Annotated in this window: 13 protein-coding genes; 7 read left to right on the forward strand and 6 right to left on the reverse strand. The window is 50.5% G+C overall.

Annotated features, from left to right (window positions below):
* Positions 1-36 precede the first annotated feature (36 nt).
* The 6 genes from CPG39_RS09840 to CPG39_RS09865 all read left to right on the forward strand — a co-directional run bounded on the left by CPG39_RS09840 (position 37) and on the right by CPG39_RS09865 (position 4122).
* A complete protein-coding gene (locus tag CPG39_RS09840) occupies positions 37-297 on the forward strand; it encodes a DUF4160 domain-containing protein (RefSeq protein ID WP_096293164.1) in 261 nt (86 codons plus the stop codon).
* Positions 252-572 carry a DUF2442 domain-containing protein gene (locus CPG39_RS09845; RefSeq protein WP_172424107.1) on the forward strand — a complete coding sequence of 107 codons (321 nt, stop codon included), beginning with the start codon at positions 252-254 and terminating at the stop codon, positions 570-572. Before CPG39_RS09840 ends, CPG39_RS09845 begins: the two co-directional genes overlap by 46 nt.
* A gap of 13 nt (positions 573-585) precedes the next feature.
* On the forward strand, positions 586-1440 hold the full coding sequence (locus CPG39_RS09850) for a hypothetical protein (RefSeq protein ID WP_096293166.1): 855 nt from the start codon (positions 586-588) through the stop codon (positions 1438-1440).
* Positions 1441-1607: 167 nt separating this feature from the next.
* Positions 1608-1859, forward strand: a complete 252-nt coding sequence (locus CPG39_RS09855; protein WP_096293167.1) for a type II toxin-antitoxin system Phd/YefM family antitoxin — start codon at positions 1608-1610, stop codon at positions 1857-1859.
* 310 nt (positions 1860-2169) lie between these two features.
* The gene (locus tag CPG39_RS09860; protein WP_096293168.1) at positions 2170-3741 is read left to right on the forward strand and encodes a galactose oxidase-like domain-containing protein; all 1572 of its coding nucleotides are present in this window, start codon (positions 2170-2172) and stop codon (positions 3739-3741) included.
* A 51-nt stretch (positions 3742-3792) separates the two neighbouring features.
* Entirely contained in the window at positions 3793-4122 is a 330-nt protein-coding gene (locus CPG39_RS09865; protein WP_096293169.1) for a nucleotide pyrophosphohydrolase, read from the forward strand.
* A 12-nt stretch (positions 4123-4134) separates the two neighbouring features.
* Here CPG39_RS09865 and CPG39_RS09870 read toward each other — a convergent pair whose 3' ends face one another.
* Positions 4135-5280 carry a methyltransferase gene (locus CPG39_RS09870; RefSeq protein WP_096293171.1) on the reverse strand — a complete coding sequence of 382 codons (1146 nt, stop codon included), beginning with the start codon at positions 5278-5280 and terminating at the stop codon, positions 4135-4137.
* 211 nt (positions 5281-5491) lie between these two features.
* On the opposite strand from CPG39_RS09870, the gene CPG39_RS09875 reads away from it, so the two are divergent.
* Complete coding sequence (locus CPG39_RS09875) at positions 5492-6829, forward strand: DEAD/DEAH box helicase (protein WP_096293173.1); 1338 nt, start codon at positions 5492-5494, stop codon at positions 6827-6829.
* A 40-nt stretch (positions 6830-6869) separates the two neighbouring features.
* Here CPG39_RS09875 and CPG39_RS09880 read toward each other — a convergent pair whose 3' ends face one another.
* The 5 genes from CPG39_RS09880 to CPG39_RS09900 form a co-directional block, all read right to left on the reverse strand.
* The gene (locus CPG39_RS09880) at positions 6870-7340 is read right to left on the reverse strand and encodes a DUF192 domain-containing protein (RefSeq protein ID WP_096293175.1); all 471 of its coding nucleotides are present in this window, start codon (positions 7338-7340) and stop codon (positions 6870-6872) included.
* Positions 7337-10537, reverse strand: coding sequence for an efflux RND transporter permease subunit (locus CPG39_RS09885; RefSeq protein ID WP_096293177.1), 3201 nt, complete (start codon positions 10535-10537; stop codon positions 7337-7339). The genes CPG39_RS09880 and CPG39_RS09885 overlap by 4 nt, the downstream gene beginning before the upstream one ends.
* Positions 10534-11751, reverse strand: coding sequence for an efflux RND transporter periplasmic adaptor subunit (locus CPG39_RS09890; RefSeq protein WP_231990443.1), 1218 nt, complete (start codon positions 11749-11751; stop codon positions 10534-10536). Before CPG39_RS09890 ends, CPG39_RS09885 begins: the two co-directional genes overlap by 4 nt.
* A gap of 66 nt (positions 11752-11817) precedes the next feature.
* Positions 11818-12375, reverse strand: coding sequence for an NADPH-dependent FMN reductase (locus tag CPG39_RS09895; RefSeq protein ID WP_096293180.1), 558 nt, complete (start codon positions 12373-12375; stop codon positions 11818-11820).
* Between the two features lie 42 nt (positions 12376-12417).
* Entirely contained in the window at positions 12418-13935 is a 1518-nt protein-coding gene (locus CPG39_RS09900; RefSeq protein ID WP_231990276.1) for an efflux transporter outer membrane subunit, read from the reverse strand.
* Positions 13936-14024 lie beyond the last annotated feature (89 nt).

Raw genomic sequence — 14024 nt, forward strand, 5'->3', positions numbered from 1 at the left:
TACCCGCAGAGAGAACGATAAAAAACGGAAAGCAATATGCCAACAATCAGCCAATTTTTTGGGATAGTGATCCAAATGTTTTGGCGGGAACATGGCCCACCGCATTTTCATGCACTGTATGCGGAATACGAAGCATTGATTGACATTCGAACACTGGAAATCATTAAAGGTAGTCTACCGAAACGTGCACATGCTCTGGTATTGGAATGGGCAGTACAGCATCGAGCTGAATTAATGGAGGATTGGAACCAATGTCAACAGAAACAATTACCCAAGAAAATTGCGCCGCTGGAATAACAGCGTCGGCACCATGGCGCGTACGCACCGTTACTGTGCTGCCTAATTATTGTCTCTCTGTTACCTGTAACGATGGTACGACCGGTATTGTCGATATGTCGCAACTAATTTCCAGCGAACTGGCGGGTATATTTGCTGCGCTGCAAGATAAAAAATTATTCAATCAGGTTCGCATAGAACTCGGCGCACTCACTTGGCCGAATGGCGCAGACCTTGATCCGGTGTGGGTACATGAAGAGATTGGGAAAAATAAAGTGTGGTGTGTTCCGAGCTAGGTGAGAATAAACTATGACTACCGTAGGATTTCCTATTGAAAACTGGTTGCTTGAACTTCCATTGTATACAGCTGTGACAGTAGATTCAGGGGTTGAAAAAGCAATTCAAGCAATTCTTTTGTATGGAAAAACAATCGATAGCTATTGCCCAGAATGCGAGAAAAATGCAACATTCCATGCTATTGTTTCTGAATCTTCTCAAAAGTTGTTGAAAGAGCAAGCTCTTAATAGAACGGTTGTCTCTCCAACAAGAATTACAAGATTTTCACCGATAAAAGACAGTATTTGGAAACTGCCAGCTTTTTCTAAAGCGATTGAATGTACACGAGCGAAACACATTATCTATTTTCATTTTGTTTCACGGAACAGTTCTATTATCAAAATCGGGCAATATCCTTCTTTAGCTGATTTGGCGATTGGTAATACTAAACAACTTAAGGAGGTGCTTGGTGATGATCGACTAAAGGAGTTTAATAGAGCAATAGGCCTGACTGCGCATGGAGTTGGTATCGGTTCATATGTGTATTTGCGAAGAGTATTCGAATTTTTAATTGAAGAAGCACATCAAGAGGCTAAAAAAGAGACTGATTGGGATGAGAGAGATTATCAGCAAAGAGTAATGAAAGAAAAAGTTTCCAAGTTAAAAAATTTTCTTCCTTTATTTATTATTCAACACCCTGAGCTTTATAGCATCCTAAGTCGTGGAATTCATGAATTAACGGAAAAACAGTGTTTAGATAGTTTTGAAGCTTTAAAAGAAGCAATTCTTGTTATTGCACAGGAGCGTCTACATGACCTTCAAAGAAAGAAACGTTATAGTGAAGCTAGTCGGGCAATTAAATCGGTATCGAATAAGATAGCAGATTAAATATGTTTTTAATATTCTTGTCATCTCTTGCAACTCATTGAGCTTAAATATTCGATACATAAAATCGGTTTAAAAGTTATCGATCTGATGAGTAGGCTCGGATCGATTTCAACATTCGTAACCTAAATTTTGCATGCTAAGCTATCTAATTTTTAAATGATATTCCTATGAGTACTATTAGTTACGCGATTGCGCATGCCAATTTAGCCAAAATAATGGAGCAAGTTTGCAATGACCATGCACCAGTGATTATTACACGCAAAAGAGAAGCGCCCGTAGTAATGATTTCTTTGGAAGATTATCAGGCAATGGAAGAGACAATTTATTTGTTGCGTTCTCTTGCCAATGCATGGAATTTACTGGGGTCCATTGCTGAGCTTGAAGCAGGGAAAGGTATCAAGCAAGAATTGATGGAATGAATCTGATTTTTTCCTCCAAAGCTTGGGAGGATTATCCCTACTGAACAGTCTTGCTCAGTCATTGCGCATCCGTTTTTAGTCAGTATCCAACCAAAGCCCGTTTTTTTATCCATCCTATTGGCACTTTTCAGCGCTATGGAGTAGGACATTTCTCTTATCTAATCAGTGACAATCTTCTTTATCATCCTCAACGCAACCTGTGTACTATATGCGGTATTAACGGTTCACGGGTGGTATGTTGATCGAATCAACAAGTGAAACGAACTGTGCGTTGGTTGAGTAATGATGAATTGGATAGTGGGGATATTGGATGATCACAGTTAGGTTTTTTCCTTTTGCGCAGCGAGAAAGGTATCTGAAAGCGCTGTTTTTTTTCAGCTTGATGTGGCTGCTGCCGGGATTCGGTGGCGTGTCATCGCCCGTTGCGTCAGAGTCAACGGCGCATAGCGAGGGCGAATTTGGTCCCATACATGATTGGCCGATTATTCCCACGGCCATGATGCTTATGCCGGATGGAAGGGTGTTTGCATACGGTTCCAATACGAATGGTACGCAAGGCGGTAAAATGCATTATGTGATTTGGGATCCATCGATGGGAACCGGGATGGATGCATTCGAAGTATTACCCAATACGACTGATACTGATATTTTTTGCGCGGGGCAAGCGCATATTCCTGGGAGCGGTCAGGCGCTCATCCTCGGAGGTGATGCGCGGGTAAATAATATTCGAAACTATGCCAATAACGATGTAAATATTTTTGATCCCGCTACGGATACGCTAGTGCGCCAGACCCAAAGCATGGCGTTCAAGCGTTGGTATGCGACGGCGGTTACGCTTCCCAATGGTGAACATGCTGTGCTGGGTGGGCGCAACGATAGGTTTTATAAAGGAACAAAAAAGATTCCCGCAACGGTGGCTACATTTTCACCGATACCTGAAGTGCGCGCGGTTGATGGGAGTTGGCGCACGCTCAGTTCGGCATCCAGCGATTATGCATATGGTGCATTGGGAGCTGCCTCTTGGTTTTACCCAAGAGCTTGGGTCAATCCTCAGGGAAATCTGTTTATTCTTGCCCCCGACGGAAAGATGTATAGCCTGGATACCTCCGGTGAGGGTGTGTTGATGAAATACAGCACTAAGATTGAGCCGAGCCAAGCCAGTTTATCGAGTGTGATGTATGCGCCTGGAAAGATCCTTACCATCCGTAAGTATCGTAAAGCAGTTATTGTTGATCTCAACGATCCTGTTAAACCTGCGGTTTCTGCCGCAGGTTATTTGGTAAAAGACCGCCAGTTTGGCACGGCAACCGTGCTGGCGAATGGCCAGGTTTGGGTCAATGGCGGTTCATCGACAGGTAACGATTTGGGGGGTGCCGCGCTGGATACGGAACTATGGGATCCGGATACGAATACATGGAAAACCGTTGCAAGCGCGGCCACGGCGCGTTTGTATCACTCCGCGTCCCTTCTGCTTCTGGATGGAACGGTAATTACCGGGGGTGGCGGTGCGCAAGGCCCGTTGACACAGCTCAATGGTGAGATTTATTACCCGCCTTATTTATTCAAGACAGATGGCAGCGGCGAATTTGCGCTGCGCCCGGATATTATTGATGCGCCGACAACACGGGTAAGCTGGGATCAGCAATTTTCAGTCGAAGCGAGCGAAAGCATTGCAAGAGTAACATTGGTACGTGCTGGCGCAGTCACGCATGCATTTAACCAGGAAACCCGGTTTTTTGATCTGCCGGTTTCAGAGGCGGCAAACATCGTGACGGTGCAGTCACCCGCATCACCCAATCTAGCGCCACCGGGTTATTATTTGCTATTTGTCTGGAATGCCTCGGGGGTTCCTTCCATAGCGAGAATTATCCAAATAGGGTGAGGAGTCAATTATTATTCATGCCGCGATTTATTACCGCAGATAGGATCTCGTGTGAGCGACATTAAAGAAATCACCCAGGCGCTCCTTAAATTTCGTGATGAGCGGGATTGGGCGCAGTTTCATAATGCCAAGGATCTTGCATTGGCGTTGAATATTGAGGCTGCAGAATTGCTCGAGGCTTTTCTGTGGAAAGCTTCCGAGCAAGCGGATATCGATAAGGTAAGGGAGGAACTGGCTGACGTTATCGCATTTGCTTTGCTGTTGGCGGAAAAATACGATTTGGATGTGAAGCAAATCGTACTGCAGAAAATTGAGCAGAATACACTGAAGTATCCGGTTGAAAAATCACGAGGTAGTGCGAAAAAATATACCGAATTGTGAACGTGTGGCCAATTATTGGGTGGTAAGCCGCCACAGCGATGTAAGTTCCGCGTTACGGGCAGTATGCAGTGGGTCACGGGTATCCGAAACACGCGGATGATGCGGTTTCACATCCGATTTACCCAGAACTTTCAAATGAGCTGCATCAATTGCGGTCAGCAATTCCTCGCGCGTGCGCAAGCCCAGATGTTCGGCAAAATCAGACAGGATCAGCCAGCCCTCACCTCCGGGCAGCAAATGCGCGTTGAGTCCCTGCAGAAATCCGCGCAGCATACGGCTATCCGGATCGAAGATGGCATGTTCCAACGGTGAGCTGGGACGTGCCGGAATCCAGGGCGGATTACATACGATCAGTGCCGCTTGCCGTTGCGGAAAAAGATCGGCTTGCACTAATTCAACCTGATTTAGCATATTCAAGCGCGTCAGATTGTCACGCGCGCAGTTCAATGCGCGCGTATCCTGATCGGTTGCGGTGATATTCCGAACTCCCCGTAACGCGAGCGCTGCCGCTAATACACCGGTTCCGGTGCCGATATCAAATGCTGTGGATTCTGTTGCCAGCAGTTCGGGAATCGGCGCTTGAGCAATCAATTGAACATACTCGTTGCGAATCGGCGCAAAAACCCCGTAATGCGGATGAATCGCGACACCCAATGCCGGAATCTGAATGCCTTTTTTGCGCCATTCGTGCGCGCCGATTAATCCTAGCAATTCACGCAGTGATGCGACGTAAGGTTCCGTGTTTGAATCATTAACTTCGAGACATGCAGCATGCACATCGGGTGCGCGGCGCAACGGAATACTGTGATCGGCGTTAAAAGGAATCAGCAGTTTTTCCAGTATGCGGGCGCGTTGCGATTGTGTCAGGCGATGGCGGTGAAACGCCTCGGCGGGTGATGTGGCCGATTGTTTCGGTTTTCCCGATTTTATTTTATCGGCACGCCGTGCCATGGCGTGCAACAGTTGACGCGCATTCTGGAAATCCCCGCGCCAAAGCAATGCGGTTCCTTCGCATGCCAGCCGGTAGGCGCTATCTGCGGGCATGCGATCATCAATAACCTGTACCCGTTTCGGTGCGGGTAACCCTTTTTCCGAACGCCAGCGTGCGGACTTCTCCCCGTCCGTCTCCTGCCAATGAATAATGGAATCCTCATTCATCACGATAGTGGCGGGGCGATAAGTCGAGCAACGGAATAACAATATAAAACCATGGAAGAATTAGAAACTTATTGGTGATTGTTAAGATTTTGAAGCCAATTCGTATTATACTCGCTACCGAAATTAGATTGATGGCAGTATCCTTCATCCCTTTGCCTTGATAGTCATACCCGATACGGGATGACAAACCGATAACCCTCCTTGGAGTTTTATGTCTTTTGCTACTTTCGGCTTGTCCGATGAAATTATCCGTGCCGTCACTGAACGCGGCTATACCGTACCTACACCCATTCAAAAACAAGCTATCCCGGCCGTCCTGACGGGTGGTGATCTGTTGGCGGGAGCGCAAACCGGTACCGGCAAAACGGCAGGTTTTACCTTGCCGATCCTGCATCGTCTTTCTGATAAAAGTGTTAAAGGGCCATCCGCTGGACGGCCTCCGATAAGGGCGCTGATTCTGGTACCGACGCGGGAACTTGCGGCGCAAGTGGAAGAGTGCGTGCGTGATTATGGTAAATATTTAAAGTTGAGTTCAATGATGATGATTGGCGGTGTGAATATCAATCCGCAAATTACCCGCCTGAAAAGCCGCGTGGATATTCTGGTCGCAACACCGGGACGCTTGTTGGATCATGTCCAGCAAAAAACATTGAGTCTGTCACAAATTGAAATCCTCGTGCTGGATGAAGCCGATCGCATGCTCGACATGGGGTTTATCCGGGATATCAAGAAAATTCTCGCCTTGTTGCCCAAGCAGCGGCAGAATTTATTATTCTCAGCGACTTTCTCGGATGAAATCCGGGCGCTGGCGGATAGCCTGCTCAACCAGCCAGCCTTGATTGAAGCGGCACGCCGTAATGCAATTGCCGATAAGGTCACACATGTGGTGCATCCGGTGGATCGCGAACGCAAACGCCATCTGCTGGCGCATTTGATCAAGCAGCATGGCTGGTCGCAGGTGCTGGTATTTACCCGTACCAAACACGGCGCCAACAAACTGGCGGAATTTCTGACCGCTGATGGTATTCCTGCTCTGGCAATTCATGGCAATAAAAGCCAAACTGCACGTACCACCGCATTGGCCAAATTCAAGACAGGCAGCCTGCAAGTTCTGGTGGCTACCGATATTGCCGCGCGTGGCATTGATATCAATGAATTGCCGCATGTGGTTAATTTCGAATTGCCCCAGGTGCCCGAGGACTATGTTCACCGCATTGGCCGGACGGGCCGTGCCGGAGCGGAAGGGGATGCCGTATCGCTGGTGTGTGTGGATGAATTCAAGTTGCTCACGGCAATCGAAAAACTGATCAAGCATGAATTGCGCAGCCAGGTGATTGCCGGTTTTGAGCCGGACCCCCGTATCAAGGCCGAACCCATTAAGAATGGCCGTGGCGGCGAGTCGCGTGGTGCAGTGTCTTCACGTCATCCACCAAAAAATTCAGCAAACAAGAAAGTGGCGGCTAAAAAGCCTGCGGGTGCTGGTTTTGCACCACCGCCCCGTCAACGTTTTGCTGAGCCTCGTCGAGCGTCCGGGGGGCGAGGGCGTTAGTTCGGTACTCAAGAGGTTTGAAATCGAGGGATTGCGGACTTTACGGGCCTATTGCCGGAGTGAGCGGAATTCCGCGCAGCTTGAAGCCGGGCTTTAAGCCACGTGCTTTGAACCAGCCCTGGTTCATTTCCAGCGCGTAGCGCACCGGTTGGGTGGAACAGTGCGAGCGCTCGCTCCGGGGTTGCATGTCGCGCAGATTGACGATGGCGCCATCATCCCCGATAAAAGCGATGGTCAGCGGGATGTGCGTGTTACGCATCCAATAGCAGCGTATTTCCGGTGCCTCGTACACGAATAACATCCCTTCGTTGATCCCCATCTTCCGGCGATACATTAAACCGGTGCTTTGCTGCTCGTAAGTGCGTGCAACCTCGGCTTGTATCACATGCATGCCGGCTGTCAGCTCAACCGTTGGCAGGCGCGGTTGCGCGGCGTTTTGCGCGCTAGCAGGGCTGATAATCCAGAATCCCCATGCGAATGCGATGCAATGTCGCAGCAGATTCTTAATCATGGTTTACTTTCATCGATTCTGGCCTGATCATCTTGCGGCGGTGCGAGAGCCGTTGCTTCCTGCGGTTGGATTGTGTTTGTTGATTTCTTGTCGCGCCGCATAAGTTTGCCGATCACGACAAAAAACAGCGGGACAAAAAAGATCGCCAGGAATGTGGCCGCCAACATGCCGCCGAATACGCCGGTACCGATTGAATGGCGGCTGGCTGCGCCTGCGCCGGATGCAATCACCAGTGGCAGTACGCCCAGAATGAATGCCATCGACGTCATGATGATGGGACGGAAACGAAGCCGTGCCGCGTCAAGCGCCGCTTCGGTCAATGACATTCCCGCCGCGTACCGCTGATTGGCGAATTCCACAATCAGAATGGCATTTTTGGCGGCTAATCCTATCAATGTTACCAATCCGATTTGAAAATAAATGTCATTGGTCAAATCCCGTGTCCAGATGGCCAGTAAAGCGCCCAGAATTCCAAAAGGGATCGCTAAAATAACGGCAAAAGGGATAGACCAGCTTTCGTACAAGGCAGCCAGCACCAGAAATACCATCAGCAAGGCAAAGGCGAACACGTAAGTCGATTGCCCGCCTGCTTTACGTTCCTGCAAGGAGATGCCGCTCCAATCGATCGAATATCCTTTCGGGGTCAAAATCTCATCGGCGACTTGCTGTAATGCTTCAAGCGCCTGCCCCGAGCTGTAGCCGGGTGCCGCGCCGCCCAATATGAGCGCCGAATTGAATCCGTTGAAATGCGTCACGGGATCCGGGCCACTATTGAACTCGGTGGTGACCACGGAATCCAGCGGAATCATGGTGTGCGTGGTACCTGTCCGGGCGCGTACATAAATCTTGCTGATATCATCCGGATTGGAGCGGTATTCAGGCAATGCCTCCGTCTGCACCCGGTAGATGCGGCCGAATTTCACAAAATCATTGACATACAGATTACCAAAATAAGCCTGCATGGTATCGAAAACCTCGGAAATCGGCACACCCAGTGCCTTGGCACGTTCGCGATCAACTGTCGCGAACAGTCGGGGCGCGCTGATGCGAAAATTGGTGCTGGCGACTGCAATTGCCGGGTGTTCTGTGGCTTTGGCGACAAACTCCTGCGCCACAGCAGCAAATTCAGCGAAATCACCGCCGCCGGGATCCTGCAATTGCGCTGAGAAACCGCCGGTGGAGCCCAAACCGGGGATCGAGGGCGCATTAAAAGCCAGGATCAAAGCTTCCGGAATTTTGGCGAATTCCTGATAAGCTGCCGCGATCATGCCAGGCACCTGCGCGTCGGCATGCGTGCGCTCATCCCAATGATGCAACGGGATAAACATCGTGGCTTGATTGGTCCCGCGAGTACCGAAAACAAAATTCTGACCGGCCAGCGTATCAGTGGAATGAACCGACGGAATAGTTTGAAAGTACCCTTCAATTTTTTCCAGAACTTCAATGGTACGCGTCATGGAAGCGCCTTCCGGTAACTGCACTACCGTAATAAAATACCCTTGATCCTCTTCCGGCAGAAAGCTTCCTGGAATGGTTTTGAACAGACCCACAATAACCAGTATCAGCATCGTGAAAATGGCAAGTGAAATCACGGATCGTTTAATGACGGCTCCGACCGCTCTGGTGTACCTTGCCTGGGCCCAATCAAAAAACCGGTTGAATGTTTCCCAGAATCGTGCGGGAGTACCATGGCTTGGCTTGAGTACTAAGGCGCACAACGCCGGGCTGAGCGTCAACGCGACAAATCCGGAAATGGCCACAGACAGCGCAATGGTGATGGCAAATTGCTTGTACAATTCCCCGGTGATGCCACCTAAGAACGCCACGGGCACAAATACCGCAGCCAGTACCAGAACAATGGCAATCACCGGCCCGGTTACCTCGGTCATGGCTTTTATTGCGGCATCCCGGGGCGAGAGTCCGCCTTGAGTCATATGCCGCTCGACATTTTCCACGACTACAATCGCATCATCCACCACGATACCAACTGCCAGAACCATGCCGAAAAGCGTTAGGGTATTGATCGAGAATCCCAGCATATCCATGCCGGCCAGCGTTCCGATCAGAGAAATAGGCACGGCAAGTGCCGGAATCAGCGTGGCGCGCCAGCTTTGCAAAAAGAGGAAGACAACCAGAATGACCAATATCAATGCTTCGGCGAGTGTCTTGACCACTTCTCTGATAGAAACGTCAATGAATGTCGTCGTGTCGTAAGGGATGTCATAAGACACCCCGGCCGGAAAGCTGTTGGAAACTTTATCCATTTCGTCGCGAACCCGCCGCACGGTGTCGAGCGCATTTGCACCCGGCGACAGAAAGGTAAGTAAGAACGTATTGGGCTTTCCATTCCACCGTCCCTGCAAATCATAGGACTGAGCACCCAATTCCACGCGCGCGACATCGCGCATCCGTACCATTGCGCCATCTGGGTAAGCGCGGATAATCATGTCTTCAAATTCCCTGACTTCGCTCATACGGCCGCGAGTTATCACCGGGATAGTTAATTCTGTGCCCTTGGGCGTGGGTTCACGGCCTATTCTGCCGGCCGGAAAGTCCCGATTCTGCTCTCTCACCACGGATGCAATTTCGGTGGGGGTGATATTAAGCTGCGCCATGCGGATGGGATCGAGGATCAACCGCATGGAGTAATTCTGCCCGCCGAAAATAACCGCATCCCCGACACCGGGAAGCCGTTTGACGTTATCGAGAACGCGCAGCAAAGTATAGTTTGAGAGAAAAACGGTGTCATGCTTGGGATCGGTGGAACTCAATGCAATCACCGCCAGTAAATCGGGCGATGTTTTTTTGACGGTAATGCCCTGCCGTACCACTTCATCAGGCAGTTGTGGCTCGGCCAGACGTTGCCGGTTCTGCGTTTGCACCTGGGCAATATCCACGTCGGTTCCAATCTCGAACGTGAGTTTCATGGTCATATGCCCATCGTTCGTACTGGTTGATTCATAATACAAAAGATTATCGATACCCGGAAGTTGCACTTCGATGGGTCGCGCCACCGCTTCCGCGACGACTTCCGCACTGGCACCTGGATAATCCGCATCGATTTGCACCATCGGGGGCGTAATTTGCGGAAACTGCGCGACGGGTAGCTTCTGCAGTGCAACTAAGCCGATAACGACAATGATAATGGATAGGACCGAAGCAAAAATGGGCCGGTCAATGAAGAAATGAGAATTCATGGCGTACTTTGCAGAGTGGGTTCATCGGTGCTATGGGTCGATGAGGTTGTTTCCTTCTGACTAGTTACAGGATCGACCTTGGCACCCGGAAGAATACGGAAGAAACCTTCCACCACCACCCGCTCTCCAGGACGCAGGCCCTCTTCGATCAGCCATTCCTTTCCACGCCACATGCTGGCCCGGATTGCTCTGAGCTCCGCTTTATCCTCCTTGTCGACGACATACACAAACGAACCGCTGGGTCCTTGTTGCACGGCACGTTGCGGAATCAGGATGGCCTCGGTGCGCGTATAGCCTTTAATGCGGATCTTGACGAACTGGCCGGGATAAAAATAGGATTGCCCTGGAGCAAAAGCGCCTTCAGGGTTGGGAAATACAAATCGCCCCTGCAAGGTGCCCGTTTCGGGCCGCAAGGCAACATCTGCAAAATCCAGCACGCCTTCCTGCGGATACACGCTGCCATCCGAGAAAGTCATAACGCCGCGTAACTGAAAAATATCCGGCCGCTGCACCTTGTGCTCAGCAATCTCACGGCGGCGGCGCAGAAGATAGCTCTCGGGAACGCTGACATTGACATACATCGGATCCAACTGGTCGATGGTTGTGAGAAGCGTTTCCTGAGCGGAGATCAACCTTCCTTCATAAAAATGGCTGCGGCCAATGCGGCCGTTTACCGGCGCGGAAATCGCTGTATTATCCAGGTCAAATTTGGCTTTGATCAGATCATTTTGCGCGGCTTCCAGGGATGCTTTGGCTCCTCGAACCTCTGCTTGCGCGTCATCAACATTTTTTTTACTGACCGCTTGCTGCTCCAGCAGGGGAAGCACGCGCGCCAAATCCTGCTTGGCCAGATCGAGCCGCGCCTCAGCCTGAGCCACTTTGGCTTTGGCACTGAGATAGATGGCTCGGAACGGAACCGGATCGATCAGATATAACTGATCGCCCTTTTTAATATTGCGGCCTTCGGTAAAAAAAACCTTTTTGATGATTCCGCTGACTTGCGAACGGATCTCGACCGGACGAAAAGCTTCCGTTTGCCCGATGAATTCCGGCTCATCCTGAATCGCTTGCGTGGTTACCGTGATGACTTCGACCTGCGGTGCCGGGGCAGAAGTATCCGCAGGCGGTTTTTCAGCGCAGCCCGCCAGAAGAATCAGGCAAAATCCTATGCACAAGTAAATGTTATTCCTGTTTCGCCACATGGCTAACTCCATGGTTTCATATTCTTTATTAAGCATGATGTGTTCAATCAGTTGAATGATCCTATCAGAATTACAAAATCATGCGCCGGCGACATGTTTTTTGACCCAGGCAATATAGCGATCCATCCAGTTTTGCAGAAATTTCCTGCTGTCAGCGCCGATATCCCCGTTTGCATCGAATAACCGCTCTTTCATTTGGATAAACGCTTCGGGCTGGCCCAGCGTGGGTACATCCAGATACGCCAGAATATTACGCAAGTGCTGCTGCGCCATCGCAGTGCCAATAGCGCCTACCGATACGCCGAGAACGCCGGCGGGCTTGCCCGCCCAGGCGCTTTGGCCGTAGGGACGGGAAGCATGATCAATGGCATTTTTAAGTACGCCGGGGATTGAACGGTTGTATTCTGGCGTGACAAACAGCAACCCATGTGCCGCGCCGATCTCGGCCTTTAACCGTTTTACCGGTTCTGCCGGATTGCTGTCATCATCCTGATTATAAAGCGGCAAATCATCGATTCGAATCTGTTTGTAGGAGAACCCCGGAGGCGATAATTTGGCGATGGCGTGTGCCAGCTTTCGGTTAAATGAATCCTGCCGCAGGCTGCCCACAACGACAGCGATTTGATAGTCATTCATGATGATTTCCTCCGTATGGATGCGAGTGAGTTCAGGATAGCCTTACCGAGTCTCATGATCGCGGCTGTTTTCCGGCGCCCATCCACCGCCCAAAGCATTGTAGAGCTGGACAACGGATACGAGATGAAAGCGCTGGGCCGCACTCAGCGAAAATTCAGCGTCAAATAGGTTGCGTTTGGCGAGCAACACATCGACATAGCTGGTAATACCTCCCTGATAGCGCAGATCCGCAACACGCAAAGCCGAGTGCAGGGCTTCAACCTGCTGCCGCTGTGCCTTGAGTTGTTCGCCGATGGTGCGAATCGCCACTAATGCGTCTTCTACTTCTTTGAATGCGATCAGGATCGTTTGCTCATATTGCGCTAATGCCTGTTTTGCTTGCGCTTCCGCGGCTCGCTGCTCAAAGCCCAGGCTCTGCGCGTTGAGCAATGGACCCGCTAAACCCAACCCCCCGACGCCAAACTCGCTGCCGGAAAGGAGCAGATTGGATAAAGCCGGACTGGCCACACCTAAAAAACCGGTAATCGACAATTTGGGAAACCGCGCTGCTTTAGCCGCGCCGATCCGGGCGGTGGCGGCTGCCAGAGCTTGTTCGGCCTGAAGAATATCGGGGCGCCGTTGCAGCAATTCGGATGGCAGCCCGGCGGGCACTTCGGGCGGAATTACCTGTTCTGTCAGTAGATGCCTGCGCGCTATCACTACCGGGTTTCTGCCCAGCAACACGCTGAGTTCATTCTCTTTTTGTACCACCCGGCGCTCAAGTTCGGCCACCCGGGAAGCTGCATTCGCCCGCTCCGCCTCGAATTGATCCAGATCGAGGCGCGAAATGATGCCGCCTTGCAGTTGCGCGCGCGAAATAGCCACGGATTCTTCCCATGAAGACAATGCGCGGTGCGCAATATCCAGCTGGATGTCAAACTGCAACAGATCGAAATAGGATTGTGCGACTGCGCTGATTAGCGCCAGGATGATGGCGCGGCGGTTTTCCTCCCGTGCCATCAGTTCGGCGCGGGCGGCTTCGTTGGAACGGCGAATCCTGCCCCAGATATCGATTTCCCAGTTTAATGTTGTTCGCCCGAAATAGTTGAAAGGCGTTGGGAAACCGGGAATCCCGAATCCCCCCAATGTGCCAAATACCGGTGCGCTCGCGTCGTAATCGACATTAGGCACAAAATCCATAAACGCAATGCGCGATCGCGCCTGGAATTCTTCAACACTGGCGATAGCCCGTTTGAGATCCTTGTTTTCCTGCAAAGCTTGCCGGATCAGATGCTGCAGCGTTTCATCCTGCAACAATTCCCACCAGCGCATATTGGCAATCGATTCCCCTTCCATTTCCGACAATCGGAATTTCTCGGCGGTCTCCACTTGTGGGCGAATAAAGTCCGGCCCCATTGCGCAAGCGGTAAGCAGCAGGATGGGTAAGACTGATAGTTGGCGAATCCAGCGTTGCATTTTTTTATGTGAACATTGAAGATAGCGGCTTGTTACAGTATATATAAGGATGACCAGAATCACATAAACTTTTGTGTTGATGTCAACACGGATTAAAAGCTTCACTGTGTGAGATTATGCTTCCCGCTTCGGATTCTGTTTTTTGCAACAGTGATGAGTGTGAGCATTTTTCACGCTCCGACCTCATTCTCTGT

The organism is Nitrosomonas ureae (assembly GCF_900206265.1).
Classification (GTDB): Bacteria; Pseudomonadota; Gammaproteobacteria; order Burkholderiales; family Nitrosomonadaceae; genus Nitrosomonas; species Nitrosomonas ureae_C.

Bases quoted from the DNA above. Each gene is read 5' to 3' on its own strand.
- CPG39_RS09880 (WP_096293175.1), bottom strand. From the start codon at position 7,340: ATGATTAAGAATCTGCTGCGACATTGCATCGCATTCGCATGGGGATTC.
- CPG39_RS09870 (WP_096293171.1), bottom strand. From the start codon at position 5,280: ATGAATGAGGATTCCATTATTCATTGGCAGGAGACGGACGGGGAGAAG.
- CPG39_RS09855 (WP_096293167.1), top strand. From the start codon at position 1,608: ATGAGTACTATTAGTTACGCGATTGCGCATGCCAATTTAGCCAAAATA.
- CPG39_RS09840 (WP_096293164.1), top strand. From the start codon at position 37: ATGCCAACAATCAGCCAATTTTTTGGGATAGTGATCCAAATGTTTTGG.
- CPG39_RS09895 (WP_096293180.1), bottom strand. From the start codon at position 12,375: ATGAATGACTATCAAATCGCTGTCGTTGTGGGCAGCCTGCGGCAGGAT.
- CPG39_RS09890 (WP_231990443.1), bottom strand. From the start codon at position 11,751: ATGGAGTTAGCCATGTGGCGAAACAGGAATAACATTTACTTGTGCATA.
- CPG39_RS09860 (WP_096293168.1), top strand. From the start codon at position 2,170: ATGATCACAGTTAGGTTTTTTCCTTTTGCGCAGCGAGAAAGGTATCTG.
- CPG39_RS09875 (WP_096293173.1), top strand. From the start codon at position 5,492: ATGTCTTTTGCTACTTTCGGCTTGTCCGATGAAATTATCCGTGCCGTC.
- CPG39_RS09850 (WP_096293166.1), top strand. From the start codon at position 586: ATGACTACCGTAGGATTTCCTATTGAAAACTGGTTGCTTGAACTTCCA.
- CPG39_RS09845 (WP_172424107.1), top strand. From the start codon at position 252: ATGTCAACAGAAACAATTACCCAAGAAAATTGCGCCGCTGGAATAACA.
- CPG39_RS09885 (WP_096293177.1), bottom strand. From the start codon at position 10,537: ATGAATTCTCATTTCTTCATTGACCGGCCCATTTTTGCTTCGGTCCTA.